This is a genomic window from Enterobacter nematophilus, assembly GCF_026344075.1.
In the GTDB taxonomy this organism is placed as follows: Bacteria; Pseudomonadota; Gammaproteobacteria; order Enterobacterales; family Enterobacteriaceae; genus Enterobacter; species Enterobacter nematophilus.
In genome coordinates this window covers 61,154-83,873 of record NZ_JAPKNE010000012.1, presented here as the reverse complement: position 1 = coordinate 83,873, position 22,720 = coordinate 61,154, and the positions used below count along the sequence as shown (strand labels likewise).

Below are 22,720 nucleotides of genomic sequence, written 5' to 3'. Positions count from 1 at the left end.
TTACAGCGCGCAGGACACGCAGCCTTCGATTTCGGTGCCTTCCAGCGCAAGCTGGCGCAGGCGAATGTAGTACAGCGTTTTGATGCCTTTCTTCCAGGCGTAGATCTGCGCTTTATTGATGTCCCGCGTGGTGGCGGTGTCAGGGAAGAAAAGCGTCAGCGACAGCCCCTGATCCACGTGCTTCGTGGCCTCGGCGTAAGTATCAATGATTTTCTCCGGGCCGATCTCGTACGCGTCCTGGTACAGCGCCAGGTTCTCGTTGGTCATAAACGGGGCAGGGTAGTAGACGCGTCCGGTTTTGCCTTCCTTACGAATTTCAATCTTTGACACGATCGGGTGAATGCTTGACGTGGCGTGGTTGATGTAGGAAATCGAACCGGTTGGCGGCACGGCCTGCAGGTTCTGGTTATAGATGCCGTAGCGCATCACGTCGTCGCGCAGCTGCTGCCACATCTCGCGCGTCGGCAGGGTAATCCCCGCGCGGGCGAACAGTTCGCGCACTTTTTCGGTTTTCGGCTGCCACTCGCCTTCCAGATACTGACTGAAATACGCCCCGCTGGCGTAGCGCGACTGCTCAAAGCCCGCGAACCGCTGGCTGCGCTCGCGCGCCAGCATCATTGAGGTGTGCAGCGCATGCCAGGTGACGGTGTAGAAATAGAGGTTGGTGAAGTCCAGCCCCTCCGGACTGCCGTAGGCGATGCCCTCGCGCGCCAGATACCCGTGCAGGTTCATCTGCCCCAGGCCGATGGCGTGCGACGCGGCGTTGCCCGCCTCAATGGACGGCACGCTGCGGATGTGGCTCATGTCGGAGACCGCCGTCAGCCCGCGAATGGCGGTCTCCACCGTGCGGCCAAAATCTGGCGAATCCATGGTGTGGGCAATATTGAGCGAGCCGAGGTTGCAGGAGATATCTTTGCCGATCTCCGCGTAGTCCAGGTTCTCGTCGTAGCTGGACGCGCTGTTGACCTGCAAAATTTCCGAGCACAGGTTGCTCATGTTGATGCGCCCGGCAATCGGGTTAGCGCGGTTTACCGTGTCCTCGTACATGATGTACGGATAGCCGGATTCAAACTGAATTTCGGCCAGCGTCTGGAAGAAATCGCGGGCGTTGATGTACTTCTTGCGAATGCGATTGTCGGCTACCAGCTCGTCGTACAGCTCGCTGATGGCCACGTCGCCAAAGGTTTTGCCATAAATTCGCTCCACGTCATACGGCGAGAAGAGCGCCATATCGGCATTCTCTTTGGCCAGTTTAAAGGTGATGTCCGGGATCGTCACGCCGAGCGACAGGGTTTTGATGCGGATCTTTTCGTCGGCGTTTTCGCGCTTGGTATCGAGAAAACGCAGAATATCCGGGTGATGCGCGTGCAGGTAAACCGCTCCCGCGCCCTGTCGTGCGCCAAGCTGGTTGGCATAGGAGAACGCATCTTCCAGCATCTTCATCACCGGGATCACGCCGGAGGACTGGTTTTCGATGCGCTTGATTGGCGCGCCCGCTTCCCGCAGGTTCGAGAGCAGAAACGCCACGCCGCCGCCGCGTTTGGAAAGCTGCAGCGCCGAGTTCACCGCGCGACCAATCGACTCCATATTGTCTTCGATGCGCAGCAGGAAGCAGGAGACCAGCTCGCCGCGCTGGGCTTTACCGCAGTTGAGAAACGTCGGCGTGGCGGGCTGGAAGCGGCCGGAGAGGATCTCCTCCGTCAGCCGTTCAGCCAGCGCTTCATCGCCCTGGGCCAGCGTCAGCGCCACCATCACGGTGCGATCTTCAAAGCTTTCCAGGTAGCGTTTGCCGTCGAAGGTTTTCAGGGTGTAGCTGGTGTAGAACTTCCACGCGCCGAGAAAGGTCTGGAAACGAAAACCGCTGGCATGGGCGCGTTCAAACAGCTTCACCACGAAGGCGCGGTCGTAGCGGGTCAGCACGCGCTCCTCGTAATAACCTTCGTTAACCAGATAGTCGAGACGTTCCTGCTGGCTGCCAAAAGCGACGCTGTTCGGACGGACGTGGGCGGCGAAAAAGGCCTCTACCGCCTCGCGATCTTTGCCAAACTGAATATGCCCCTCCCGGTCATAGAGGTTAAGCATCGCGTTTAATGCGTGGTAGTCCGGCGTTGCCTGAATTACCCGTTCTGCGGTTGTCGTTGCCAAAATTCGTTCACTCCTTTACGCACGTTTTCTACGTCCTGCTGTGTCCCCATCAGCTCAAAGCGATAGAGATACGGCACGCCGCATTTTTGAGAGATGACATCCCCGGCGCGGCCAAAGGCATCGCCAAAATTACGATTGCCCGCCGCGATCACAGCCCGAATCAGTTCCCGGTTATGAGGATCGTTCAGGAAACGGATCACCTGGCGAGGTACCGCTCTTGCCGTACCGCCCCCGCCATAGCTGGGCACCACCAGAATGTAAGGTTCGTCCACCTGAATGCGCTCCCGATCGTTGAGCGGAATACGCACCGCAGGCAGCCCGAGGCGCTCAATAAAGCGGAGCGTGTTTTCTGAGCTGCTGGAGAAGAAGACCAGCCCACTCATGCACGCGTGGCCTGAGCGCTCAGGCGGTTAATCATGTCCGGGCGAAAGCCAGACCAGCTGGTATCACCGGCAACCACCACCGGAAGCTGACGAAATCCCTGTTCGCGCAGGGTATCCGCGGCCTCGGGCACCAGGTCGATATTGACCATCTCAAACGCCACGCCGCGGCTCTCCATCGCCCTTTTGGTGGCGTGGCACTGAACACAATCGTTACGAGTGTAAATAATAATGCTCATGATTCGTATTTCCATTTAGAATGAGAAAACGGCGCGAGTTAACGCGTCATAGAGTATGTGTCTTTCTTAAGGGAATACTAGATGTAGTTGAGAAAAGATTCAACCATACAAGATATGGGAAATTCAGATTGATGTTGCCCTGATGATGAGCACAGCGGGGCAGGGCTGGCTGTACGGGTTTTTCAGGCTTATGGGCATAAAAAAGCCCCGGCGCCTGAGGCTACCGGGGTTGAGAACGCGGGCTTACTTACGCAGGCTGAGCAGGGCTCCGACAAAAATGCCGACCGCCGCGACGGTGCCCAGCGTACAAAGCGGTTTTTCACGTACGAAGGTCGTAGCACAGCTTGCCATGTCGCAGGCCGCCTGCGTAGCGCGTGAACGTCCGTTCATACGGGCGCGGGTTTCACGGAGCAGAGACTGAGCCTTACGTTTCGCAGCATCTGCTTCATCCTTCGCATCCGATCCCCAGGATTTCAGCACTTCCTCAAGCGTGTCCGCTAATTGGCTGACATCATTACGAATATCCTGCGCGTCGTCGTTAATATCGTTTCGGTTCGGTCTGTTAAACATACGATCCTCCGTAATTTTGTGTTCCCGTTTAGTTTAGTTCAGAAATTTAATATCTGAAGCGCGTCACGCGTTATCCGCCAGTTTATGGACTATTCTGAAAGCCCTGCTAATGCTGATTACTGTAAGGTTGCCGGGCAGGAAAAGATAACGAGGAAAAGATATGTATTTACGACCTGACGAGGTGGCACGCGTTCTTGAAAAAGAGGGATTCACCATGGATGAGGTGACGCCAAAAGCGTATGGATATCGCCGCGGCGAGAATTATGTTTATGTTAATCGTGAAGCCAGGATGGGACGTACCGCTCTCATTATTCACCCGACGCTGAAAGACAGAAGTCTGTCATTTGCTGAGCCTGCCTCGGATATTAAAACCTGCGATCACTATCAGCAATTTCCGCTCTATTTAGGCGGTGAACGGCATGAGCATTATGGTATTCCGCACGGTTTCAGTTCGCGTATGGCGCTGGAGCGGTTTCTGAAGGGACTGTTTGGCGACGTACAGTAAATCTGCGACTGGCTTTCGCCAGTCGCTTCACATTACGCTTTTACCTGGCCGTACTGGCTGACCTTAAACAGGCGGCGGCAGTAGTCGAGGAAATAGCCGTATACCGCACCCATCAGCATTGATACCACGATATTCGAACTGACCGCAGCGGCGATTTGGTGCCAGTCCGCGCCCACTGTCAGGAGAATAGCCACGTAGACCGGAGACTGGAACGTGACGTACGCCAGCACGTCGGCAAGGTTTTTCATCCAGCCCGCCGGGCTGATACGGCGCGCGAAACGCATGACGGCATCGCGGTATAGCCCGTAAGGCCATGCGATAATAATATTGACCGGGATCGCCACCAGACGAGAAGAAAGTGACTGCTCGAAGGTCATTCCGGAGAGGAATATTTCAATCAGCATGTTCACAACGGAACAGTAGACAACCATCGCGAAAGTATCCGCCACCGCGTGGCGCAGGCGAGATTGCGGCGAGAACATGTCTGAACTCCTTGAGAAGAACGCAGTGGAATCGGTTTTCCTTCAGCGGTTAGTGCTTTAGGTTGGTTTGTTTGAGGTGTATAGCGTATATCTCTATCTTTGAACTAACAACTAGTGATTAATTTTTATTTAATCGCCTTTTGTCCACAAAATTCTCTAAAGTTGATTGTTTTTTGTTCGGTTCGTTATAATCTGTCTCATTCAAGATGTTATCTTTATAAATCAAGAAGTTAAGGTTTTCGCTGCTGACGCAAAAATCCGCTCCCCTGATGGGAGCGCAGTATGCTGTGATTTGGATTAAAGTTGACCATTTATATTGATACGGTGATTGGATCAACATGTTTCCCGCAAATGCTCTGCGCTATTATTAACGGCGATATTTAAATATATTTACATTTATGCCCGAACGGCCCCTTGGGTAGATATTTCAACTGAAATGAATTATTCTGTTGGCGATTTATCTATTTACCCCAAAGAAAAGGTTTTCAATAATATGTCTTTGACGTTACAGAATCTTAATAATATCCGAACCCTGCGCGCGATGGCGCGCGAATTATCCCTGGACGTTCTTGAGGAAATGCTGGAAAAGGTCAGGGTCGTTACTGAAGAAAAACGCAATGAGCTGGCGGAATTAGAGCAGCAGCGCGCTGAACAGCAGGAAAAAATTAATGCCCTGCTGGAACTGATGAAAGCCGACGGTATTTCTCCGACTGACCTGCTGGGTTCAGAACTGGCGCAGGCGGGTAAACCGACTAAAAAGCGTAAACCGCGTGAGGCGAAATATCGCTTTATTGACCAGAACGGTGAAGAGAAAACGTGGACCGGCCAGGGCCGCACGCCGAAGCCTATTGCCAGCGCGCTGGCAGAGGGTAAATCACTGGATGATTTTCTGATCTAATACGTGGACCGGGCGGAACACGCCGCCCGGTTGTCTGTTCAGCAGACGCCGAAATCACCTTCTTCGGTATACGGCGCCAAATCGGCCGCTTTCAGCGTATATTTCTCACCCTGTTCATTGCTGGCCTGTACCGCCACCTCGCTTTCACCGTTCACTTCGAGCACTTTCAGCTTTGGGCCGCCTTTAAGCGGTTGCACATAATCACCGACAGAAAACATATAACCTCCTCATCGTTTTAGCGATCTTCACCTTAGCCGACGTCTGATGCCGGGTACAGCGTAATTCATTGATTACTGCTTATGAGGTACGACGGTTCCACGGCATCACTTTCAGCAACCGTGCCATACCGCAAAAACCTGTCACACCGGCGAACAGCAGCCCGGCACCGACGAAACCGCTCAGCAGGAAAAAGCCGCTGGAGACGCTATAACCCAGCACCACGCCGCAGAGGATCAGCAGCCCGGCGGCAATTTGTACCTGCCGCATCAGCGGGAGCGGCTGGGTTTTATCTTCAACGGTCAGCAATCCGGCCTGCTTCCAGCCCTGAAGGCCACCCTCAACCACGAAGGCCTGAGCCGGCAACGCTGCCTGCGCAAGTCGCGCAGCATTGTTTGATGTCCGTGCCCCGGACTGACAGTGGAAAATCACCGTTTCACCAGGGGCAGCGTTAAGCCCGCCGGGTAAAGAATCCAGCGGTATGGAGTGCGCTGCCGGAATATGCTCGCGGGCATACTCGTCGGGATCGCGAATATCAATCAGTTTTGCGCCTTCTTTAATAAGCGCGTTCGCCTGCTGCGGCGAAATAAGAGAAAGAGACATGGTGTTTCCTTACGGTCAATTTCTGAGTAGTAGAACATTTAAGGAAGGGCTTAAGCCAGTGTAAAGAGGGTAAAGGCAGGTAAAAGCGCGAGAGACGAATGGCAGTAACCCGTAAACTGGCTATGCTTAGAGAAATGTCTCTTTTAATTTTCAATTGGTTAGCTTGCACGGAGTGATTATGGGTTTTTGGCGCGTTGTATTTACGATTATTCTCCCGCCGCTGGGCGTGCTGCTTGGCAAGGGACTGGGCTGGGCGTTTATTCTGAACATCCTTCTGACCATTCTGGGCTACTTCCCGGGCCTTATCCACGCGTTTTGGGTGCAGACGAAAAACTAGGTACGCCACAATAAATCACTGTAGATGCCGGTCAGCACGCCCGCTGGACCAAACTGCTGTTTGATCCAGCGCGTCACCTGGCCGGTCGCCGCATGCTGCGTGGCGAGCAGCATGCGCGAGTCCTGACGCGGGTTGTTGATGCGCCGCGTGATGAGCAGACCATCTTCCACCGCCTCCCTCGCCATGTATTCCGGCAAAAAGCCAATCCCTTCCCCCAGAATCTGACACTGGCATTTGGTGTTGAAATCCGGCACCAGAATCGCCTCCTGTCCGTGCAGCAGCCAGCCGACCTTCTTGTTGATGGTATGCGCGGTGTCTTCCACCATGATGTTGGGGTACAGGCGCAGCTGGCTCTCCGCTATCGGTTCGGGAACAAAGGCGAGGGGATGTTCCGGCGCGATGGCAAACACCCAGCGAATGGCGCCAATTTCGGTGTAATCAATACCGCCGCCGTCCAGCAGGGTGTCCGGCGCGCCAATCGCGATGTTGGCCTGATTGTTGATGATCGAGTCCCAGACGCCGTTATACACCTCGGTCGTCACCGTGATCTGGCAGGTGGGAAACTGCTTTTTCAGCACCTGCAGCAGCCTGGCGGTATGGCGCGGCGTATACAGGAGCTGATTAATGCAGATGCGCACCCGCGCCTCAATGCCCTGTGAAATGGTATCAATCCCGCGCTTGATGGCGTGAAAATCGTTCAGCAGGTCGGTGGCCTTACGGTAAAAGTAAAAGCCGGACTCGGTCAGCTCGATGCTGCGCGTGTTGCGCACAAACAGCACCACGTCCAGCCCGGTCTCCATGCGCTTGATGGTGTAGCTGATGGCGGAGGTCGTCACGCCCAGCTCGGCGGCGGCTTTGCTGAAGCTGCCGAAGCGTGCCGCGGTGGTGAAGGCCAGCAGATTCTCTTCGGTAAAGATGGAATTCATATCACGGCATCCTCAGTCATCAGTTTTGAACATATTTTAACAGCGCCGTTACATCACATTTGAAGTGGGTCACAGTTCTGACTATTTACGCGAAGCCGCGTCATGCAAGGCTTTTTAAACCATAAGGATAATGCTGCCTGAGGCGCTAAAAAGCGGTAAACCATAAGAAAAAGGTTGCACAGACGCACGTTTTAGCCTGACTGTTGAATTTAACTCAACAATGAATTGCGTGTCGATGAATCATTTTTAAGCGGATTCTTTTGTGACCAGGCTGTTGCTATTCTCAGGTCATCAGAAGTGAAACATTGGGAGACTGAATATGTCTGCAAACGCACTCGTCACGGAATTTCTGCTGGCGGCAGAAGAGGGTAACATCGACGCGCTAAAAGCCTGCCTGGATAACGGCGTGGATATTAACGCCACCAACCGCCAGAAAAGAACCGCCGTTATTATTGCCAGCCTGAAAAAGCATTACGCCTGCGTGGAGTTTTTAATTGCCGCCGGCGCGGATATTGATAAACAGGACCAGACCTGTTTTAACCCCTTCCTGATTAGCTGCCTGACTAATGATTTAACCCTGCTGCGCATCGTTCTTCCGGCGAATCCGGATCTCGACCGCCTGACGCGCTTTGGCGGCGTGGGCATTACCCCTGCCAGTGAAAAAGGCCACGTTGAAATCGTCCGCGAGCTGCTGGAAAAAACCGATATTAACGTCAACCACACCAACTTTGTCGGCTGGACGCCGCTGCTGGAAGCCATCGTGCTGAATGACGGCGGCGCGAAGCAGCAGGAAATTGTGAAGCTGCTGCTGGACCACGGCGCGAACCCGCACATGACCGATAAATACGGTAAAACCCCGCTCGAACTGGCGCGGGAAAAAGGCTTCGATGCAATAGCCGACCTGCTGCTGGCGGCGGGCGCATAACGCATTCGGCCAGCCACGTCCGGCTGGCCGTTAATTCAAAAAAGTATTTTTACCGACGTGCATTCTGCGCGACGGCGGCCCCCTTTTATCCGCATTCAGGAGAAAACAATGCCAACCAAAATCGTCATAAAAAAGAACACGTACTTTGATTCGGTGTCGTTGATGTCCGTTTCCACCAAAGCCAATAAATTGCCGGGCGTCGAGCAGGCCTTTGTCGCCATGGCGACGGAAATGAACAAAGGCGTATTAAAAAACCTCGGGCTATTAACCCCAGAATTAGCCGACGCCAAAAACGGCGACCTGATGATCGTGATTAAAGGCGACGCGGCGAATGATGAAACCCTGGCCGCTATTGAGGCCTTATTCACGCGTAAAGAGAGCGGCGGCACCCACGAAGCACGCTACGCGACGATTGCCAGCGCCAAAACCCACCGCCCGGACAGCAACCTTGCGGTGATTTCCGTTAACGGCACCTTTGCCGCACGCGAAGCGCGCCAGGCGCTGGAAAACGATCTTAACGTCATGCTCTTTTCCGATAACGTGTCGCTCGACGACGAGCTGTCGCTGAAGCAGCTGGCGCACCAGAAGGGGCTGCTGATGATGGGGCCGGACTGCGGCACCGCCATTATCAACGGCGCGGGATTGTGCTTCGCCAACGCGGTGCGCCGCGGGCCGATTGGGATCGTCGGCGCCTCCGGCACCGGTAGCCAGGAGCTGAGCGTGCGCATCCATGAATTCGGCGGCGGCGTGTCGCAGCTGATCGGCACCGGCGGGCGCGATCTCAGCGAGAAAATCGGCGGCCTGATGATGCTCGACGCTATCGACATGCTCGAAGCGGACGAGGGCACCCAGGTCATCGCGCTGATCTCCAAGCCGCCGGCCCCTGTCGTGGCGGAGAAGGTGCTGGCCCGCGCGCGCGCCTGCCGCAAGCCGGTGGTTGTCTGTTTCCTCGGCCGCAGCGAACCGCCCGCCGATGAAGACGGCCTGCAGTTTGCCCGCGGCACCAAAGAGGCGGCGCTGAAGGCGGTGCTGCTCACCGGCGTTAAAAAAGAGTCGCTGGATTTACACCCGCTCAACTGGCCGCTGATTGAAGAGGTGCGCGCCCGCCTGACGCCGCAGCAGAAGTACATTCGCGGCCTGTTCTGCGGCGGCACCCTGTGCGATGAGGCGATGTTCGCGGCGCTTGCGAAATTCGACGACGTCTACAGCAACATCCAGCCGGATCCGGCTAAGCGTCTGAAAGACATCAGCGTTAGCCAGGCCCACACCTTCCTCGACTTTGGCGATGACGACTTCACCAACGGCAAGCCGCACCCGATGATCGACCCGACCAACCGCATCAGCCGCCTGCTGCAGGAGGCGCGCGATCCGCAGGTGGGCGTCATCGTGATGGACTTCGTGCTCGGCTTCGGCGCGCACGAGGATCCGGTCGGCGTGATGCTCGACGCTATCAAAGAGGCGCAGGCGATCGCGAAGGCCGATAACCGTCCGCTGGAGATCCTCGGCTACGTGCTCGGCACCGGCCAGGATCCGCAGTCCCTGGCGCAGCAGTGCCAGCTGTTGACGGACGCAGGCGTCATCTGGGCCAGCAGCAGCACCAATACCGGATTACTGGCACGCGAATTTGTCTGCAAAGGGGAGAAAGCATAATGACGACCTTATTCAACCAGCCGCTGAACGTGATTAACGTTGGCATTGCGATGTTCAGCGACGACCTCAAAAAACAGCACGTTCCCGTGACCCAGCTCGACTGGACGCCGCCGGGGCAGGGCAATATGCGGGTGGTGGAGGCGCTCGATCAGCTGGCGGAAAAACCGCTGGCGGAGAAGATCGCCGCCGCGAACAAAATCGCCCTTGAGCGCATTATTCAGTCCCATCCGGTGCTGGTGGGCTATGACCAGGCGATTAACGTGGTGCCGGGCATGACCCGCACCACCATTCTGCACGCCGGTCCGCCGGTTTCCTGGGAGAACATGTGCGGGGCGATGAAGGGCGCGGTCACCGGCGCGCTGGTGTTTGAAGGGCTGGCGACGGATCTGGAGGATGCCGCAAGGCTGGCGGCTTCAGGCGACATCACCTTCTCGCCGTGCCACGAGCACGACTGCGTGGGCTCGATGGCGGGCGTCACCTCTGCCTCGATGTTTATGCACATCGTTGAGAACAAAACCTACGGCAACCGCGCGTTCACCAACCTCAGCGAGCAGATGGCGAAAATCCTGCGCATGGGCGCCAACGACCAGAGCGTCATCGACCGCCTGAACTGGATGCGCGACGTGCTCGGCCCGATGCTGCGCGACGCGATGAAGATTATCGGCGAAATCGACCTGCGCCTGATGCTGGCCCAGGCGCTGCACATGGGCGACGAGTGCCACAACCGCAACAACGCGGGCACCACGCTGCTGATCCAGGCCCTGACGCCGGGGCTGATCCAGGCGGGCTATCCGGTGGAGCAGCAGCGCGAGGTGTTTGAGTTTGTCGCCAGCAGCGACTACTTCTCCGGCCCAACGTGGATGGCGATGTGTAAAGCCGCGCTGGACGCTGCCCACGGCATTGAGTACAGCACCGTCGTCACCACTATGGCGCGCAACGGCTACGAGTTCGGCCTGCGCGTCTCCGGCCTGCCGGGGCAATGGTTCACCGGCCCGGCGCAGCAGGTGATTGGCCCGATGTTCGCGGGCTACAGGCCGGAAGACTCCGGGCTGGACATCGGCGACAGCGCCATCACCGAAACCTACGGCATCGGCGGCTTTGCGATGGCGACGGCCCCGGCCATCGTTGCGCTGGTGGGCGGCACGGTGGAGGAAGCGATCGACTTCTCCCGCCAGATGCGCGAGATCACCCTCGGCGAAAACCCGAACGTCACCATTCCGCTGCTCTCGTTTATGGGCATTCCAACCGCCATCGACATTACCAGAGTCGCGGGCAGCGGCATTCTGCCGGTCATTAATACCGCCATTGCCCACAAGGACGCGGGCATCGGCATGATTGGGGCGGGCATCGTTCACCCGCCGTTTAGCTGTTTTGAAAAGGCGCTGTTGACCTTCCGCGATCGCTACTTTTTATAAGGCATGCATCCATGAAAAACATGAAACTGGAGTGGAAAAGAGGTGACTGGGCGGCATATTTCGGGTTGATGACCAACAACTTAACGAATTTGCTGACCATGATGGGGCTGCTCATTTTTGTCGTCGGCATCCCGAAGGAGATTGTTTATGGACGCATCGCGCCGGCCTTCGGGCTGGCGGTGCTGGTGGCGAGTATCTGCTACGTCTGGTTTGGCCTGCAGATGGCGCGCGCCACCGGACGAACGGACGTCACCGCGCTGCCGTCCGGCCCGAGCGCGCCGTCGATTTTCACCGTGACCTTCCTGGTGCTGATGCCGGTTTATCAGCAGACCGGTGATGCGGATTTTGCGATCCAGATCGGCCTGGTGTGGTGCTTCGTGGAGGCGATGATCCTCGCGGGGGGCTCGTTCCTGGGGGAGACCATCCGCAAGATGATCCCGCGTACCGTGCTGCTGTCGTGCCTGTCCGGGCTTGGCCTGCTGCTGCTGGCAATGAACCCGATGCTGCAGGCGTTCGAGGCGCCTACCGTGTCGTTCATCGTCCTGCTGCTGATCTTTATCAACTGGTTCGGTAAAAAGCCGATTTTCGCCAAAATCCCGACAGGTCTGCTGTTGCTGATTGCCGGTACGGCATTAGCGTGGATCTCCGGCCTGCAAAGCCCGGAAGCCATCAAAGCGTCTATGTCCTCCTTCGGCTTTAACCCGCCGCAGGTGCACGTGGACAGCTTTATGCAGGGGCTGCCGCACGCGCTGCCGTATCTGGCATCCGCCGTGCCGCTGGGGCTGGCTAACTACATCTTTGACCTGGAGAACATCGAAAGCGCCCACGCGGCGGGGGATGAGTACCCGACCCGCAAGGTCATGCTGGCGAACGGCCTGGCGTCGATGCTCGGCTGCCTGATGGGCAACCCGTTCCCGGTCACGGTCTACGTCGGCCACCCGGGCTGGAAAGCGATGGGCGCCAGCATCGGCTACACGCTGGCCTCCGGGGTGACCATGTTCATCGTGCCGCTGTTCGGGCTGGGGGCGTTTATGCTCGCCATCATTCCGATGACCGCCATCGTGCCTATTCTGGTGTTTATCGGCGTCGTCACCGCCAACCAGGTGGTGAGGGAGACGCCCAAAGTGGAGGTGCCGGTGATCTTCATCTGCCTGTTCCCGTGGATCGCCAACTGGGCGCTGACCATGATGAACAGCGTGATGGGAGCGGCGGGCACCAGCGCGGCGAAAATCGGCACCGACGTGCTGCACAGCAAAGGGATTTACTACGAAGGCCTGGTGCACCTCGGTAACGGCGCGCCGCTCGCCAGCATGCTCTGGGGCTGTATCGCCATCTTCGCCATCATCAACAAGCCGCTGCGCGGGGCCGTTGCGGCGGCGGGTGGGGCATTGCTGGCGCTGTTTGGGGTGATCCACGCCCCGGTGGTGGGCTTCGCCGAGGGCAGTTCGCTGATGTTCGTCACGGCCTACCTGATGATGGGCGGCATGTTTGTGGTGAAGCATTTCCTCGACAGCCGGGAAGTTGCGAGCGCTGAAGTTACCGTTGCGAAGGAAAACGTATGAAAGAGCTTATGGTCGTCGCCATCGGCGGCAACAGCATTATCAAAGACAACGCCAGCCAGTCGGTTGAACATCAGGCGCAGGCGGTGAAAGCGGTGGCAGAGTCGGTGCTGGAAATGCTGGCCTCCGACTATGACATCGTGCTCACCCACGGTAACGGCCCCCAGGTGGGGCTGGATCTGCGCCGTGCCGAAATCGCCCACGAGCGGGAGGGGCTGCCGCTGACCCCGCTGGCCAACTGCGTGGCGGACACCCAGGGCGGCATCGGCTACCTCATCCAGCAGGCGCTCAACAACCGCCTGGCGGCGCGCGGGGAGCAAAAGGCGGTCACGGTCGTTACCCAGGTGGAGGTGGATAAAAACGATCCCGCCTTTACGCAACCGACGAAACCGATCGGCGCGTTCTTTAGCGAGGCGCAGCGCGACGAACTACAGCAGGCGCACCCGGACTGGCATTTTGTCGAGGACTCAGGCCGCGGCTATCGTCGCGTGGTGGCCTCACCCCAGCCGCTGCGGATTGTTGAGGCGGATGCCATCAAGACCCTCACGCAGAAAGGTTTTGTGGTGATCGGCGCGGGCGGGGGCGGTATTCCGGTCGTACGCAGCGAACAGGGCGACTACCAGAGCGTCGATGCGGTGATTGATAAAGATCTCTCCACCGCGCTGCTGGCGCGCGAGATCCGCGCCGACGTGCTGGCGATCACCACCGGCGTGGAGAAGGTCTGCGTTAACTTCGGCAAGCCGAACCAGCAGGCGCTGGACACTATCAGCGTGGCGCAGATGACGCGCTACATGGACGAAGGCCACTTCCCGGCGGGCAGCATGCTGCCCAAAATCGTCGCGTCGCTGGAATTTTTACGCCACGGCGGCAGACGCGTGATCATCACCTCGGCGGACTGCCTGCCCGCGGCGCTGCGAGGTGAAACGGGTACCCATATTATTAATGAAGGAAGATAAGATGAATGAGAATAAAAGCCGCCGCGAGTTTATCAGCCAGAGCGGCAAAATGGTCACCGCCTGCGCGCTGTTTGGCGCCACCGGCTCCGTCGCGTATGCTGCGGATACCGCAAAGCCAACCTGCGAGACGGGCAAACCGATGAACATCACCGCAAAACACTACTACCTCGACAACGTGCTTCTGGAGGCCAGATTCAACTTCGACGGCAGCGTGGCGACGAGCACCCGCACCGAGCTGAAAACGCTGGAGATCAAAGACGGGAAGATCGTTGCCCTGCGCGACAACGGCAGCCACGCCGACGCGACCCTGCCGCACTACGACGCGGGTAAAAAGCTGATGCTTCCGGCGATGCGCGACATGCACATTCACCTGGATAAAACCTTCTACGGCGGTCCGTGGCGCTCGCTGAACCGCCCGGCAGGCACCACCATTCAGGACATGATCCGCCTTGAACAGAAGCTGCTGCCGGAGCTGCAGCCCTACACCCAGGAGCGCGCGGAGGCGCTTATCGACCTGATCCAGTCGAAAGGTTCCACTATCGCCCGCAGCCACTGCAACATAGAGCCGGTCTCCGGCCTGAAAAACCTGGAAAATTTGCAGACGGTGCTGGCGCGCCGGGCCGCAGGATTTGACTGCGAAATCGTCGCCTTCCCGCAGCACGGCCTGCTGCTGTCGAAATCGGAAAAGCTGATGCGCGAGGCGATGCAGGCCGGGGCGCACTACGTGGGCGGGCTGGACCCAACCAGCGTTGACGGCGCGATGGAGAAATCCCTCGATCTGATGTTCCAGATTGCGCTGGATTACGACAAAGGGGTGGACATTCACCTCCATGAAACCAGCCCGGCGGGCGTGGCGGCGGTGAACTACATGGTGGAAACCGTGGAGAAAACGCCGGCGCTGAAGGGGAAGCTGACCATCAGCCACGCCTTCGCGCTGGCGACGCTCAACGAGCAGCAGGTGGATGAGATTGCTACCCGCATGGCGGCGCAGCAGGTGACCATCGCCTCCACGGTGCCGATTGGTACCCTGCACATGCCGCTGAAGCAGCTGCGGGAGAAGGGCGTGTTCGTGATGACGGGTACCGACAGCGTGATCGACCACTGGTCGCCGTACGGTTTAGGGGACATGCTGGAAAAAGCCAATCTCTACGCCCAGCTCTACATTCGCCCGAACGAGCAGACGCTCTCTCGCGCGCTCGGCATCGCCACCGGCGACGTGCTGCCGCTGAACGATAAAGGCGAACGCGTATGGCCGAAAGCGCAGGATGACGCCAGCTTTGTGCTGGTGGATGCCTCCTGCTCCGCCGAAGCGGTAGCGCGCATTTCTCCGCGCACCGCGACGTTCCACAAGGGCAACCTCGTCTGGGGCACGGTCGCCTGACGCCACGCTGGGGTATCGCTACAGGTGATACCCCGACAATCGCAACTCCCGGTCAATCCACTCGACGAACTGCTGGATCTTCCACGCGCGTTCGTTCATGTGCGGCATCACCAGATGATGCGCGTTAATGGCGATCCCCATCTCATCCGGCAGCACCTGCACCAGCGAGCCATCCTTCAGGTGATCGGTAGCCATCATTTTGCTCTCCAGAATAAACCCCAGCCCCATGCGCGCCGCTTCAAAGCTCATGTAAGAACGGTCGAAGCTGAGGCTGAAATTGAGCCAGGGCCTGTCGATATTGTGCCAGGCGAACCATTTTTCCCAGTTCACCAGAGTGCTGGTGGACGAGATAAGCGACTGTTGCAGCAGATCGGCGGGCGTGCTGATGGGATGTTCTTCTGCATAGCCCGGCGAGGCCAATACCACCAGCGTGTCGTTTTTAATGGTCATCACCCGGTAAGCGTCCCAGTCCGGAATACCGTGACGGATATCAATGTCGATATTATCTCTGGCGAACTGCAGGTTCTCATAGGAGCAGGTGAGGTTGATGGTGATATCAGGATATTCGGCGCGGAATCTGCCCAGACGGCGCAACAGCCATGACAGCCCGAAGGTGGGGGAAGAGTGCACGCGAAGCACGGCATTGTCTTTTTCTTTCACGATCTGATCGGTGGCGCGCCCGATGGCGCTCATCGCCGCCGAGACCTCCCGCAGATATTTTTCTCCCGTCGGGGTGAGTTGAACCCCTTTGCCGCTGCGGATGAATAATTTCTTGCCCAGCCACGATTCCAGCGACGCGATCTGGTGGCTTACCGCCGACGGCGTGACGTTGAGCTGTTCCGCCGCCTGATGGATGCTCAGGGCGTTGGCAACGGCGATAAACGCCTGCAAATTTCTGAGCGAGGGCAGCGATAACGTCTGGCGATCCTGCGCGGGCATGGCCTACTCCTTACACGATAATTGATAAAAAACATAACATTGAGACTGCGAGCGGGCAATTTTATCCCGATGTTATTTTTTTGAGCTGTACCGCGAATCAAATTTATCTCAGCAATAAATGAGCTTTATTGAATGGCGTTTCATGGGTGAGCCGATATATTGACGTTGAACGCAATAATAAAACGACTCACGGTGTTCGAATAATGAGGTAAGTTATGTCTCGTATAGAACAAGCTGTCCCCTACATAAAGACTAAAAAAACCAATTACCGTTTCGTTGTGCTGGCATTAATTTTTATTGTTTATGCCATTAACTATGCTGACCGAACAAATATTGGTGCGGTACTGCCGTTTATCATTGACGAATTTCATATCAATAATTTCGAAGCCGGTGCCATCGCCAGCATGTTTTTTTTGGGATACGCCCTGAGCCAAATTCCTGCGGGCTTTTTTATTGCCAAAAAGGGAATTCGCGGCATGGTGGCGCTGTCGATATTCGGCTTCTCTGCCTTTACCTGGCTGATGGGCACCGCAACCTCGGTTCTGGGCCTGAAGTGTATCCGCCTGGGGCTGGAGTTAACAGAGGGGCCGTGCCCGGTCGGGCTGGCCTCCACCATCAACAACTGGTTTCCGCCAAAGGAGAAGGCCACGGCCACGGGCGTCTACATCGCCGCCACCATGTTCGCGCCCATCCTCGTGCCGCCGCTGGCCGTGTGGATCGCCATGACCTGGGGCTGGCGCTGGGTCTTCTTCTCCTTTGCGATCCCAGGCCTGGTCATTGCCGTCCTGTGGTATCTGCTGGTACGCACGAAGCCGTCCGAGAGCGCATTCGTCTCTAAAGCGGAGCTGGAGACCATTACCGCCGGCCAGGAGACGCCGGACGCCAGACGGGAAAACATCGTGATTTCACCGGGCTTTGCACGCCTCGATCGGCTGATCCGCGTGCGGGAGTTAGCCCCGGTAAGCACGGTGAAAGGGCTGTTTACCTCGAAGAATATTCTCGGCGACTGCCTGGCCTATTTTATGATGGTCAGCGTGCTGTACGGACTGTTGACGTGGATCCCGCTCTATCTGGTGAAAGAGAAAGGCTTTACGTTTATGAGCATGGGGCTGGTCGCCAGCATGCCGTGCATCGGCGGATTTATCGGTGCGATTTTTGGCGGCTACGTCTCCGACAGGCTGCTCGGCCGCCGACGTAAACCGACCATGATGTTTACCGCCATCAGCACCGTTTTAATGATGGTCATTATGCTGAATATTCCGCAAAGCACCGTGGCGGTTTGCGTCGGGCTATTTTTTGTCGGCCTTTGTCTGAATATTGGCTGGCCCGCTTTTACGGCTTATGGCATGGCTGTTGCGGACAGTAAAACCTATCCCATTGCCGCGTCCATTATCAATAGCGGCGGTAATCTCGGCGGATTTGTTTCCCCGATGCTGGCAGGTTATCTGCTGGATAAAACAGGCAGTTTTAATTCCGTGTTTATTTATTTCGGTATTTGCGCAGCCATTGGCTTAATTATGATTACGCTGCTGGAAGAGCCGAAATAAAACATTAAATCCCTCTTGTCCGAATGGAGTAAATATATGCTACTGAAAAATAAAGTCGCCGTTATTACCGGCGCGGCTTCCGTACGCGGTTTGGGTTTCGCCACGGCGAAATTATATGCCGAACAGGGCGCGAAAGTGGTCATTATTGATTTAGATGCCGAAGCCAGCCGGGCTGCCGCCGCGAGCCTGGGCGACGAACATCTGGGCCTTGCGGCGAACGTCAGCAATGAATTACAGGTTAATGCCGCCATTGAGCAGGTGCTGGGGAAATACGGGCGCATCGATATTCTGGTGAATAACGCCGGCATTACTCAGCCGATCAAGCTGATGGATATCAAACGCGAAAATTACGATGCGGTGCTGGACGTCAGCCTGCGCGGCACGCTGCTAATGTCCCAGGCGGTTATTCCCACTATGCGCGCGCAAAAGTCGGGCAGCATCGTCTGCATTTCATCGGTCTCCGCCCAGCGTGGCGGCGGCATCTTCGGTGGCCCACACTACAGCGCTGCAAAAGCGGGTGTGCTGGGGCTGGCAAAAGCCATGGCGCGCGAGCTCGGGCCAGACAACGTGCGCGTAAACTGCATCACGCCGGGGCTTATCCAGACGGACATCACCGCAGGCAAGCTGAGCGATGAGATGAAAACGTCCATTCTGGCGGGCATTCCGCTTAACCGCCTCGGCGACGCGCAGGATATTGCCCGCGCCGCGCTGTTCCTCGGCAGCGACCTTTCTTCTTACTCCACCGGTATCACGCTCGACGTGAACGGCGGGATGCTGATCCATTAAGGAGATACGACGATGACGGATACCACAGTTCAACAGGTTGCCGCCGCGGCCTGGCGCATTCGCCGCTACGCGCTGCGCATGGGTGAGGTGCAGGGGCAGGGCTACATCGGGCAGGCGCTGGGCTATGCCGACGTGCTGGCCACCGCGTTTACCCACGGGATGAACCTTAAGCCGGGCGAGCCGGAGTGGGAAGGGCGTGACCGTTTTCTGCTCTCCCACGGCCATTACGCCATTGCCTGCTACGCGGCCCTGATTGAAGCGGGGATCGTTCCTGAAGAGGAGCTGGAGACCTACGGCGCGGACGACAGCCGCCTGCCGATGTCCGGTATGGCCACCTACACGCCGGGCATGGAGATCTCCGGCGGTTCGCTGGGGCAGGGCTTAAGCATTGGCGTTGGCATGGCGCTGGGGCTGAAGCATAAGCAGAGCGCGGCGTGGGTTGTTAACTCCATGTCGGACGGCGAGCTGGATGAAGGGTCAACCTGGGAAGCGGCGATGTCGGCGGCACATCACGGCCTGTCGAACCTGATCGTGCTGGTGGACATTAACCGCCAGCAGGCGGATGGCAACTCGCACGCGATCCTCGGCTTTGAGCCGCTGGAGGATAAATGGACCTCCTTCGGCTGGTACGTGCAGCGCGTAAACGGCAACGATGTTCATGCGCTGGTGACGGCCTTTGATAACGCCAAACGCTACCCGGAAAACCAGCCGCGCGTCATTTTGTGCGACACGCTGATGGGCAAGGGCGTGCCGTTCCTCGAAAAGCGTGACAAGAACCATTTTATTCGCGTGGATGCTGACGAGTGGCAAAAGGCACTCGCCGTGCTGGATGCCAACAAACCTGAAGGAGTGCTGTAATGAGCCAGACCACGGAGAAAAAGCCGCGTTTAACCACGTCGGCGATGATTGCCTCTATCGCGGAAGAGGGACAGGAGACGCGCGCCGCGCCGTTCGGCCACGCGCTGGTGAAGCTGGCGGAACAGCGACCGGAGGTCGTCGGCATGACGGCGGATCTGTCGAAGTACACCGATCTACACATTTTTGCCCAGGCCTACCCGGAACGCTTCTTCCAGATGGGCATGGCTGAACAGCTTTTAATGGGGGCGGCGGGCGGCATGGCGAAAGAGGGTTTTATTCCTTTCGCCACCACCTACGCCGTCTTCGCCACCCGCCGCGCCTACGATTTTATCCATCAGGTGATTGCTGAAGAGCACCTGAACGTGAAGATCTGCGCGGCGCTGCCGGGCCTGACCACCGGTTACGGGCCGAGCCACCAGGCGACGGAAGATATTGCGATTATGCGCGGTATTCCGGGCATGACGATTATCGATCCCTGTGACGCAATCGACACGGAACAGGCGGTGCCGGCGATGGCAGCGCACGATGGCCCTGTCTATTTGCGCCTGCTGCGCGGCAAGGTGCCGGTGGTGCTGGACCAGTACAACTACCAGTTTAAGATTGGCAAAGCCGTGCTGCTTGAAGAGGGGAGCGATGTCCTGATCGTCGCCTCAGGACTAATGACCATGCGCGCGCTGGAGGCGGCGAAGCAGCTGCGTAAGGATAACGTCAGCGTGGCGGTGCTGCACTCGCCCACCATTAAGCCGCTGGACGAAGTGACGATCCTGGCCCAGGCCGCGAAGCCGGGACGGCTGGTCGTTGTGGCGGAAAACCACAGCAGCGTGGGCGGGCTGTGCGAAGCCGTCGCGTCACTGCTGATGCGCAACCGCGTTAACGTGGATTTCGATACCGTCGCGCTGCCGGACGCGTTCCTTGATGCGGGCGCGCTGCCCACCCTGCACGACCGCTACGGGATTTCGACCGCCGCCATGGTAGAGAAGATCCGGCGCAGGCTCTGATTTATCAGACGGATACGTTGCCAACGGGCGAGGGGTATTTTACCCTCGCCTCTGTTGCGATAACAGGAGTCCGCCATGCCACAAAACATCTACGACAACCCGGCGTTTTTCGAAGGCTACGCACAGCTTCCCCGCTCGGTGCAGGGCCTGGACGGCGCGCCGGAGTGGCTCGCGCTGAAAAACATGCTGCCCGATCTCACTGATACATCGGTTATCGATCTCGGCTGCGGCTATGGCTGGTTCTGCCGCGCGGCGCGCGAGCTGGGCGCGTCTGACGTCACGGGTGTCGATATCTCAGAAAAGATGCTTGCCCGCGCGGCTGAACTGACTGATGACAATCGGATTCACTATCAGCGTAGCGATCTGGAGTCTCTTACGCTCAACGAGAATAGCCTCGATCTGGTCTACAGCTCGCTGGCGCTGCACTACCTGCCGGAACTGGACACGCTATTCGCCAACGTTCAGCGCGCGCTAAAACCGGGCGGTAGCCTGGTCTTCTCGATGGAGCACCCGATTTACACCTGCGCCTCCCGTCAGGGCTGGCTGACCGACGACAGCGGCGAGCGGTTCTGGGGCGTGAACCGTTATCAGGACGAAAGCCAGCGCGTCAGCAACTGGCTGGCGGACGGGGTGATTAAATACCACCGCACGTTGGGCACCACGCTTAACGCGCTGATCGGGGCCGGGTTAACGATAAGTGAAGTCAATGAGTGGGGGCCAACGCAGGCGCAGATTGACGCCTGGCCTGCACTGGCCGAAGAGGCGGAGCGCCCGATGCTGGTGCTGATCTCCGCCCGTAAGGCTCAGTAACCGACCTTATACACCCGCCCGCTCTGCACCCCTTCCACGCTGCGACGGTAGGCCTGCGCCACGGTCGCGGCGGGAACGCTTTCAAAGCCGGGGAAGAACCCGTCATACGCTTCGGCGGATTCGGTCAGCACCGTCGGGCTTATCAGGTTAATGCGGATCCCGCGCGGCAGTTCGCAGGCTGCGGCGCGGACAAACCCTTCCAGCGCCGCATTGACCGTGGTGGCGTTCACGCCCTGGGCAATTGGCTCGTGCGCCACAATCCCGCTTATCAGCGTAATTGAGCCGCCTTCGTTCAGATAATGCTGGCCGGTCAGCGCCAGGCGCACCTGCCCCAGCAGCTTGTCCTGCAGGCCCTGGTTGAAGTCGCTGTCCTTCATGGTCGCGAGCGGGCCAAAGTAGAGGCCACCGCTGGCGGAGACAATCGCATCCACATGGCCGATTTTCTCAAACAGCGCCTGTACGCTCGCCTGCGAGGTGATATCCACCTGGTAGTCGCCCTGCGTGCGACCGACACGGATGACCTCGTGACGACGGCTTAACTCTTCGGTTACGGCACGCCCGACCGTACCGCTGGCACCAATAATGACGATTTTCATAGCAGACTCCTTATGTTGTGAGCCCTCATTCTTTAATAAATAAAAAATCAGATAAACTGGGCTAAAGTTAGATGATTGCTAACCAGAGGTTTGGAATATGGATAAGCTTCGCGGCATGGAGACGTTTATCGCGGTGGTTGAGAGCGGCAGCTTTACCGGCGCGGCGGCACGGCTGGAGATGTCGGCGGTCATGGTCGGGAAATATATTTCGCTGCTGGAATCGCAGCTCGGTACGCGGCTGCTGGAGCGCAATACCCGTCGCCAGAGTCTGACCGATGCCGGACGCGTTTATTTCGAAGAGGCCAGACGGGTGCTGGAGCAGGTCTCGATTGCCGAAAGCGCGGTTGAACGGCTGCGCGCGGCGCCCGCCGGCACCCTGCGCGTCACGGCCCCTACGTCGTTTGGCGGCTGCGCGATCGCCCCTCTGACGGCCTCATTTTTGCAGCGCTATCCGGAAGTGCGTATCGAACTGGATCTCACCAATCGAATGGTCGATCTGGTGGAAGAGGGGGTCGATCTGGCCATTCGCATTGGCGATATCCGCAATGACGATCTGGTGGCGAAATATCTGTGTCCCTACAACATGGCGATCTGCGCCGCGCCGGATTATCTGGCGCGACACGGCACGCCGCAGACGCCCGCCGATCTGGTGGATCATCTGTGCCTGTCGCACACGGTGTGGACCGCGCGCAACGAATGGCGCCTGCCGGGTGCGGAAGGAGAGGTGCGCTGGAAGCGGGATGCTATCTTAAGATGCAACGACGGCTACGGCTTACGCATGGCGGCGCGAGCCGGGGCAGGGCTGCTGCTGCAGCCGGAGGTGCTGGTGGCGGAAGAGCTGGCGAGCGGCAGGCTGGTGCGGGTGCTGGAGCCGTTCACGCCCGCGCCGAGGCCGGTGCATTTACTGTGGCGACAGGATTTACGTCCCCTCCCTAAGCTAACGGAATTTATTGCTCATATTCTGCTAAGATTGGGCACAATATAAAAAAAGAAGGTAAT

General features: G+C 57.9%; 25 protein-coding genes. 15 read left to right on the top strand and 10 right to left on the bottom strand.

Annotated features, from left to right (window positions below; translation table 11 throughout):
• The 4 genes from nrdE to OSH03_RS20850 all read right to left on the bottom strand — a co-directional run bounded on the left by nrdE (position 1) and on the right by OSH03_RS20850 (position 3,334).
• Complete coding sequence (gene nrdE / locus OSH03_RS20865) at positions 1–2,145, bottom strand: class 1b ribonucleoside-diphosphate reductase subunit alpha (protein WP_266179996.1); 2,145 nt, start codon at positions 2,143–2,145, stop codon at positions 1–3.
• On the bottom strand, positions 2,118–2,528 hold the full coding sequence (nrdI, locus tag OSH03_RS20860; RefSeq protein ID WP_266179995.1) for a class Ib ribonucleoside-diphosphate reductase assembly flavoprotein NrdI: 411 nt from the start codon (positions 2,526–2,528) through the stop codon (positions 2,118–2,120). Before nrdI ends, nrdE begins: the two co-directional genes overlap by 28 nt.
• Complete coding sequence (gene nrdH / locus OSH03_RS20855) at positions 2,525–2,764, bottom strand: glutaredoxin-like protein NrdH (protein WP_080441995.1); 240 nt, start codon at positions 2,762–2,764, stop codon at positions 2,525–2,527. The genes nrdI and nrdH overlap by 4 nt, the downstream gene beginning before the upstream one ends.
• Positions 2,765–3,007: 243 nt before the next feature.
• Positions 3,008–3,334, bottom strand: a complete 327-nt coding sequence (locus tag OSH03_RS20850; RefSeq protein WP_023308924.1) for an ElaB/YgaM/YqjD family protein — start codon at positions 3,332–3,334, stop codon at positions 3,008–3,010.
• Between the two features lie 160 nt (positions 3,335–3,494).
• Here OSH03_RS20850 and OSH03_RS20845 point away from each other — a divergent pair, with 160 nt between their 5' ends.
• Positions 3,495–3,839, top strand: coding sequence for a DUF2002 family protein (locus OSH03_RS20845; RefSeq protein ID WP_023308923.1), 345 nt, complete (start codon positions 3,495–3,497; stop codon positions 3,837–3,839).
• 32 nt (positions 3,840–3,871) lie between these two features.
• On the opposite strand, the gene alaE is transcribed toward OSH03_RS20845, so the two are convergent.
• A complete protein-coding gene (alaE, locus tag OSH03_RS20840; protein WP_028014172.1) occupies positions 3,872–4,321 on the bottom strand; it encodes an L-alanine exporter AlaE in 450 nt (149 codons plus the stop codon).
• Positions 4,322–4,814: 493 nt separating this feature from the next.
• On the opposite strand from alaE, the gene stpA reads away from it, so the two are divergent.
• The gene (gene stpA / locus OSH03_RS20835) at positions 4,815–5,219 is read left to right on the top strand and encodes a DNA-binding protein StpA (RefSeq protein ID WP_061099627.1); all 405 of its coding nucleotides are present in this window, start codon (positions 4,815–4,817) and stop codon (positions 5,217–5,219) included.
• 38 nt (positions 5,220–5,257) lie between these two features.
• Here the strand turns inward: stpA and OSH03_RS20830 are convergent, their stop codons facing one another.
• Together OSH03_RS20830 and OSH03_RS20825 are read right to left on the bottom strand one after the other, a co-directional pair.
• Positions 5,258–5,437 carry a hypothetical protein gene (locus OSH03_RS20830; protein WP_266179994.1) on the bottom strand — a complete coding sequence of 60 codons (180 nt, stop codon included), beginning with the start codon at positions 5,435–5,437 and terminating at the stop codon, positions 5,258–5,260.
• A 79-nt stretch (positions 5,438–5,516) separates the two neighbouring features.
• A complete protein-coding gene (locus OSH03_RS20825) occupies positions 5,517–6,038 on the bottom strand; it encodes a rhodanese family protein (RefSeq protein WP_151412880.1) in 522 nt (173 codons plus the stop codon).
• Positions 6,039–6,216: 178 nt separating this feature from the next.
• Here OSH03_RS20825 and OSH03_RS20820 point away from each other — a divergent pair, with 178 nt between their 5' ends.
• The gene (locus tag OSH03_RS20820; protein ID WP_032644909.1) at positions 6,217–6,375 is read left to right on the top strand and encodes a YqaE/Pmp3 family membrane protein; all 159 of its coding nucleotides are present in this window, start codon (positions 6,217–6,219) and stop codon (positions 6,373–6,375) included.
• Here OSH03_RS20820 and OSH03_RS20815 read toward each other — a convergent pair.
• Complete coding sequence (locus tag OSH03_RS20815; protein ID WP_266179992.1) at positions 6,372–7,301, bottom strand: LysR substrate-binding domain-containing protein; 930 nt, start codon at positions 7,299–7,301, stop codon at positions 6,372–6,374. The genes OSH03_RS20820 and OSH03_RS20815 overlap by 4 nt on opposite strands.
• Positions 7,302–7,620: 319 nt before the next feature.
• Here OSH03_RS20815 and OSH03_RS20810 point away from each other — a divergent pair, with 319 nt between their 5' ends.
• The 6 genes from OSH03_RS20810 (at position 7,621) to OSH03_RS20785 (ending at position 15,187) form a co-directional block, all read left to right on the top strand.
• Positions 7,621–8,226 carry an ankyrin repeat domain-containing protein gene (locus OSH03_RS20810; RefSeq protein ID WP_266179991.1) on the top strand — a complete coding sequence of 202 codons (606 nt, stop codon included), beginning with the start codon at positions 7,621–7,623 and terminating at the stop codon, positions 8,224–8,226.
• A 108-nt stretch (positions 8,227–8,334) separates the two neighbouring features.
• A complete protein-coding gene (gene fdrA / locus OSH03_RS20805; protein ID WP_266179990.1) occupies positions 8,335–9,876 on the top strand; it encodes an acyl-CoA synthetase FdrA in 1,542 nt (513 codons plus the stop codon).
• Entirely contained in the window at positions 9,876–11,291 is a 1,416-nt protein-coding gene (locus OSH03_RS20800; RefSeq protein ID WP_266179989.1) for a YlbE family protein, read from the top strand. Before fdrA ends, OSH03_RS20800 begins: the two co-directional genes overlap by 1 nt.
• 11 nt (positions 11,292–11,302) lie before the next feature.
• A complete protein-coding gene (locus OSH03_RS20795) occupies positions 11,303–12,853 on the top strand; it encodes a xanthine permease (RefSeq protein WP_266179988.1) in 1,551 nt (516 codons plus the stop codon).
• On the top strand, positions 12,850–13,806 hold the full coding sequence (locus tag OSH03_RS20790; RefSeq protein WP_266179987.1) for a carbamate kinase family protein: 957 nt from the start codon (positions 12,850–12,852) through the stop codon (positions 13,804–13,806). The genes OSH03_RS20795 and OSH03_RS20790 overlap by 4 nt, the downstream gene beginning before the upstream one ends.
• Before the next feature lies 1 nt (position 13,807).
• On the top strand, positions 13,808–15,187 hold the full coding sequence (locus OSH03_RS20785; RefSeq protein WP_266179985.1) for an amidohydrolase family protein: 1,380 nt from the start codon (positions 13,808–13,810) through the stop codon (positions 15,185–15,187).
• An 18-nt stretch (positions 15,188–15,205) separates the two neighbouring features.
• Here OSH03_RS20785 and OSH03_RS20780 read toward each other — a convergent pair whose 3' ends face one another.
• Positions 15,206–16,126, bottom strand: coding sequence for a LysR substrate-binding domain-containing protein (locus OSH03_RS20780; protein WP_061097315.1), 921 nt, complete (start codon positions 16,124–16,126; stop codon positions 15,206–15,208).
• Positions 16,127–16,341: 215 nt separating this feature from the next.
• On the opposite strand from OSH03_RS20780, the gene OSH03_RS20775 reads away from it, so the two are divergent.
• The 5 genes from OSH03_RS20775 (at position 16,342) to OSH03_RS20755 (ending at position 21,125) form a co-directional block, all read left to right on the top strand.
• Positions 16,342–17,673, top strand: a complete 1,332-nt coding sequence (locus tag OSH03_RS20775; RefSeq protein WP_266179984.1) for an MFS transporter — start codon at positions 16,342–16,344, stop codon at positions 17,671–17,673.
• 36 nt (positions 17,674–17,709) lie between these two features.
• Positions 17,710–18,459: an SDR family NAD(P)-dependent oxidoreductase gene (locus OSH03_RS20770; RefSeq protein WP_061097317.1), complete on the top strand. Its 750-nt coding sequence runs from the start codon at positions 17,710–17,712 to the stop codon at positions 18,457–18,459.
• Between the two features lie 12 nt (positions 18,460–18,471).
• The gene (locus tag OSH03_RS20765; protein ID WP_061097318.1) at positions 18,472–19,317 is read left to right on the top strand and encodes a transketolase; all 846 of its coding nucleotides are present in this window, start codon (positions 18,472–18,474) and stop codon (positions 19,315–19,317) included.
• The gene (locus OSH03_RS20760; RefSeq protein WP_266179983.1) at positions 19,317–20,315 is read left to right on the top strand and encodes a transketolase family protein; all 999 of its coding nucleotides are present in this window, start codon (positions 19,317–19,319) and stop codon (positions 20,313–20,315) included. The genes OSH03_RS20765 and OSH03_RS20760 overlap by 1 nt, the downstream gene beginning before the upstream one ends.
• Positions 20,316–20,390: 75 nt before the next feature.
• A complete protein-coding gene (locus OSH03_RS20755) occupies positions 20,391–21,125 on the top strand; it encodes a class I SAM-dependent methyltransferase (RefSeq protein WP_266179982.1) in 735 nt (244 codons plus the stop codon).
• Here the strand turns inward: OSH03_RS20755 and OSH03_RS20750 are convergent.
• Complete coding sequence (locus OSH03_RS20750) at positions 21,119–21,721, bottom strand: short chain dehydrogenase (protein ID WP_266179980.1); 603 nt, start codon at positions 21,719–21,721, stop codon at positions 21,119–21,121. The two genes, OSH03_RS20755 and OSH03_RS20750, sit on opposite strands and share 7 nt — an antisense overlap.
• 97 nt (positions 21,722–21,818) lie before the next feature.
• Between OSH03_RS20750 and OSH03_RS20745 the strand changes: the two genes are divergently transcribed.
• Entirely contained in the window at positions 21,819–22,706 is an 888-nt protein-coding gene (locus OSH03_RS20745; RefSeq protein WP_266179979.1) for a LysR family transcriptional regulator, read from the top strand.
• Positions 22,707–22,720: the final 14 nt, after the last annotated feature.